The organism is Aminobacter sp. P4_H6_2 (genome assembly GCF_056400805.1).
This window is the reverse complement of record NZ_JBFUKO010000445.1, coordinates 1-4,568: the sequence shown is the minus strand read 5'-3', so window position 1 is coordinate 4,568 and position 4,568 is coordinate 1. Positions and strand designations below refer to the sequence as shown.

5 protein-coding genes are annotated in these 4,568 nt (G+C 63.5%); 3 read left to right on the top strand and 2 right to left on the bottom strand.

Annotation, left to right across the window (positions count from 1 at the left end; all coding sequences use genetic code 11):
- Both AC1DUU_RS23915 and AC1DUU_RS23910 read right to left on the bottom strand, forming a co-directional pair.
- The coding region (locus tag AC1DUU_RS23915) for a P1 family peptidase (protein WP_476785868.1) at window positions 1–773 on the bottom strand (773 nt) is incomplete at its 3' end.
- A 2-nt stretch (window positions 774–775) separates the two neighbouring features.
- On the bottom strand, window positions 776–1,849 hold the full coding sequence (locus AC1DUU_RS23910; protein WP_476785867.1) for a branched-chain amino acid ABC transporter substrate-binding protein: 1,074 nt from the start codon (window positions 1,847–1,849) through the stop codon (window positions 776–778).
- Window positions 1,850–2,018: 169 nt separating this feature from the next.
- Between AC1DUU_RS23910 and AC1DUU_RS23905 the strand changes: the two genes are divergently transcribed.
- The 3 genes from AC1DUU_RS23905 to AC1DUU_RS23895 all read left to right on the top strand — a co-directional run.
- On the top strand, window positions 2,019–2,513 hold the full coding sequence (locus tag AC1DUU_RS23905) for a flavin reductase family protein (protein WP_476785866.1): 495 nt from the start codon (window positions 2,019–2,021) through the stop codon (window positions 2,511–2,513).
- Between the two features lie 22 nt (window positions 2,514–2,535).
- The gene (locus tag AC1DUU_RS23900) at window positions 2,536–3,465 is read left to right on the top strand and encodes an AAA family ATPase (RefSeq protein WP_476785865.1); all 930 of its coding nucleotides are present in this window, start codon (window positions 2,536–2,538) and stop codon (window positions 3,463–3,465) included.
- Window positions 3,466–3,468: 3 nt separating this feature from the next.
- Window positions 3,469–4,568 (top strand): vWA domain-containing protein (locus tag AC1DUU_RS23895; protein ID WP_476785864.1); only part of this gene is annotated, 1,100 nt, incomplete at its 3' end.

Here is a 4,568-nt window from a genome sequence, read left to right as displayed (position 1 = left end):
GACAACCGCTTGGCGGCCGCCTTTGTCAGCACCGCGTCGGTGGCGATCACCGCAATCGTCGTATTGGCGACGGCACTGTTTGCTTCCTCGTATTTCTTGAATACGCGGGCAGCATCGTCAGGCAGTGGCGAGGGGTAGCCGAGGCCGCCAAACTCGCCATCAAGTTCGAACGGTGCCGCCCAGAAATGCCTGGAACGCCCGACAGTCACCGAACCTGTGGCGTTGACCCCGACGAGTGCGCCCACCGTCACGCCATTTGGCAAAACCGTCGAAGCCGAACCGAGGCCGCCCTTGAGCCCAGCCGTCAGCGCGCCAGTGCCTGCGCCTGCCGAACCAAGGGCGAAATCGCGTCTGGCAGCTTGTACGGCGTCATAGCCAAGCTCGCGATAGGGCGGATAGCGGCCCCAGTCCTTGTCGCCGCCGTTCAGCATGTCGAACAGGATCGCCGCTGGCACGATCGGGATGATCTGGTCGCGCACGGCAAAGCCGATGCCCTTTTCGCGCAACGCTGCCTGCACACCCGATGCCGCATCGAGGCCGAAGGCCGAGCCGCCCGAAAGCACCACCGCATTGACGGTTTCGACCGTGTTGTGCGCTTCAAGCAGGTCGGTCTCGCGCGTTCCCGGCGCGCCGCCCAGCACCTGCACCGCAGCGGTAGCGGGCGTGTCGCAGACAATCACCGTCACACCCGACTTTACCTTTTCATCGATGGCATTGCCGACTCGCAAGCCGGCAACGTCGGTGATCAGGTTGAGCGGTCCGGCTTTAAGCATCATCATTGCGTCTCAAAAGGCACGTAGTTCGATCCGTCGAAGCGGAACAGGCGGTAGGGGTTTTCGCTGAGGTCGCCCTTGGCGTCGAAGCGGATCTTGCCGATCGCCGTGTCGAACTCTTGCTTCGCGAGCACGTCAGCGACAGGCTTTCCGCTCGACGCGGCAAGTTCTGCCGCGGCGCGGGCGATCTCCACCGCCGCATAGGCGGGCAGGGTGTACCCCTCAGGTATCCATTTTTGCGCTTCGAAGGCGGCTAGCACGTCCGCCTTGGCGAGATCGGACCATTCGGGCGGAGCGACCATCAGCGTGCCCTCGGCTGGCGGCACTGTCCGGTCGGCCACGCGAAGCGTTTCGCCCCCGGCAAACACCATGCCGTCACCAAGCGTGGCCGCATCACGGGCCATGACGGCGATGTCTTCGCCGTCGCCGCCGACAAATACATGCGTGGCACCCGCTTTGCGCAGGCGGGCAATAAGCGCCACCTGATTGTCGAGTTGCGGCCTGTAGGTGTCGACGAACACAGGTTTCAATCCCGCCTGCTGGACGCTTGCCCGAAAGCTTTCAGCCAGCTCGCGGCCATAAATGGTACCGTCGTCGACGATGGCGAACAGTTCGTCGTTCCATAGCCGTGTCAGCAGGGACRCCGCCGCTTCGCGCTCATTGTCGCCGCGCGGCCCGAGCCGGAACACCTGCCAGCCGGTTTTGTCACGCTGATCCGTCAGGCTGTCAGTGCGCACGCCGACCGTGATGACCGGGATATTCGCGTCCTTGAGCACGGGCAGGGCGGCTTCGATCGCTTCGGTGCAGAGAAAGCCCGTGGCAACCGCCACCTTGGCGGCGACGAAGCTTTGCGCTGCTTTCGCTCCGCCTTCGGCGGTGCAGTGGTCATCGGCGATCTCGAGTGACACCCCGCTGCGTTGAGCCGCCAGCGCCGCACCTGCCTTGACCTGTTCGCCGAGCATCGCCGAGGGGCCCGACAAAGGTGCGGCCACGCCGATCCGCAACGGCTCGGCATGGGCGGCCAGCGCCAGAAGCGATGCGGCCAGTGCGGTGGTGATTGCAGTTGCGGATCGCATTCGGTCCGAAAAACCTCCACGCGCCGGAATTAAACGCGATGTCACTGCCCTACTGCCTGGCCAGTACAAGCGCAATGTGCTTGTGGCCCACTTGCCCAGGCTCACGCTTGCTTGTGACCTGATCTATACGGCCATATATAGCGCAGATGGTTCATTGCAGGAAAATCCGGTGCTGAAGAAGTTTGAAGTCGGGCCGCAGGCCTATCGCGACGCGATGAGCCATTTTGCTGGCGCCGTACATCTGGTCACCACCGACGGCGTTGCCGGCAGGCGTGGTGCCACCGTGATCGCCGCCTGCTCTGTGTCCGACAGCCCGCCAATGGTGCTTGTCTGCGTCAATCGCGAGAACCCCAAGAACGACGCCTTCATCGAAAACGGCAACTTTGCCCTCAACACGCTTGCTGCCCGCCATGAGCCGCTGGCCGTCGCCTTTTCCGGCGTCACCGGCCTGCCGCCCGAAAAGCGATTCGCGCTTGGCGAGTGGGAGGTCCTGTCGTCAGGCGCACCAGCACTCATCGGGGCGGTCGCGGTATTCGATTGCGAATTGGTCGATACCAAGGAGTTGGCCACCCATCGTGTCATGTTTGGCAAGGTGACAGGCCTGCGCATCGGCGATAACCTTCGCCCGCTGATCTATCACGGACGCAGCTACCACGTGCTGTAGGCCGCCTTTTTTCGGAAACGCCATGACCGACCGTACGCCTCGTCCCATCCCCCAAACGATCGACGAGACGCTCGATCTGTTGACCGGTGCGGATTATGTCGCCGACCGGGCGTTGGCGACGGTGCTGTTCCTTTCATTGCGCATGAATCGGCCGCTCTTCCTCGAAGGCGAGGCAGGCGTCGGCAAGACCGAAATCGCCAAGGTGCTGGCAAGCGCGCTCGGCCGCCGGCTGATCCGCCTGCAATGCTACGAGGGCCTCGACGTCTCGTCCGCCGTCTACGAGTGGAACTATGCGGCGCAGATGATCGAAATCCGCATGGAAGAGGCTGTCGGCAAGGTCGATCGCTCCGATATGGAAAAGAACGTCTTTTCCGAAAAATACCTGATCCGCCGTCCCGTGCTCGACGCGCTGACCGGCAAGGCCGGTGCCGCACCTGTGTTCCTGATCGACGAGCTCGACCGCACCGACGAGGCATTCGAGGCCTTCCTGCTCGAAATCCTCTCCGACTATCAGGTGACGGTGCCCGAACTCGGCACGATCAAGGCGGAGGAGCCGCCGATCGTCATCATCACCACCAACCGCACCCGCGAGATCCACGACGCGCTCAGGCGCCGCTGCCTCTATCATTGGGTCGACTATCCCAATGCCGAGCGCGAGCTGGAGATCGTCCGCCGCAAGGTGCCGCAAGCCAACCAGCGGCTTTCCCACGAGGTCGTCAGTTTCATCCAGAGGCTGCGCGAGATCGAGCTGTTCAAGGTGCCCGGCGTCGCCGAAACCATCGACTGGGCTTCAGCACTTACCGAACTCGACAAGGTCGCGCTCGATCCCGAGACGATTTCGGACACGATTGGCGTGCTGCTCAAATACCAGGACGACATTGCGCGCATCGAACAAGGCGAAGGCCGCCGCATCCTCAACGAGGTGAAGGCGGAACTTTCGGCAGCGGAGTAGCAAATGGACGCGCTCCGATCCGATCCACGATCTGCAGCGCCTGACGGGCGCATTGGCGACAACATCGTCTATTTCGCCCGCGCTTTGCGCAAGGCCGGCATGCGCGTCGGCCCGGCCTCGGTCAAGGATGCCATCGAGGCGGTTCTTGCCGCAGGCATAGGCTCGCGCGACGATTTCTACTGGACGCTGCATGCCGTGCTGGTCAGYCGCCACGAGGATCACGCCACCTTCGACGAGGCGTTTCGGCTGTTTTGGAAATCGCGCGAGCTGATCGAAAAGCTGCTGGCAATGTTTTCGCCAGTCGCACCTGATCACCGCGAGAAGCAGAAGCCGCGTGCTGCCGAAAACCGCGTCAGCCAGGCGATGTTCGAGGGCCATCAGAAGAACCAGCCGCCGCGCGAGATCCCCGATGTCGAGGTCGATGCCCGCTTCACCGTGTCGGGCAACGAGATGCTGCGCGCCAAGGATTTTGCCCAGATGACGGCACGCGAGGTGTCAGAAGCGCGGCGTGAGATTGCGGCGTTGCGGTTGCCGTTCGACACCGTACGCACGCGCCGCTTCAAGCCCGACCCRCATGGCGGCAGGATCGATCCGCGCGCCATGATGCGCGCCGCAGCCCGCACCGGCGGCCAGCTGATCCTGCCAAAATTTCGCTCGACCCGAGAGGTCCATCCGCCTCTGGTCGTGCTCGCCGACATTTCCGGCTCGATGAGCCAGTACACACGCATCTTCCTGCATTTCCTGCACGCGCTGACCGAAAAACGGCGCCGCGTGCATACCTTCGTCTTCGGCACGCGGCTGACCAACCTGACCCGCCAGATGCGCCATCGCGATCCCGATGCGGCGCTGGCCGACTGTTCGTCCGCGGTCAAGGATTGGTCCGGCGGCACGCGTATCGGCGACACGCTGGGTGAGTTCAACCGGCTGTGGTCGCGCCGGGTTTTGGGGCAGGGCGCCGTGGTGCTGCTCATCACCGACGGGCTCGAGCGCGATGATGTCGCTGGCCTGAGCGAAGAGATGGAGCGGCTCAAGAAGTCTTGCCGCAGGCTGATCTGGCTCAACCCGCTTTTGCGTTTCGACGGTTTCGAGGCCCGGGCCCGGGG

Coding starts and splice junctions, on each gene's coding strand:
- AC1DUU_RS23900 (WP_476785865.1), top strand. CDS start 2,536: ATGACCGACCGTACGCCTCGTCCCATCCCCCAAACGATCGACGAGACG.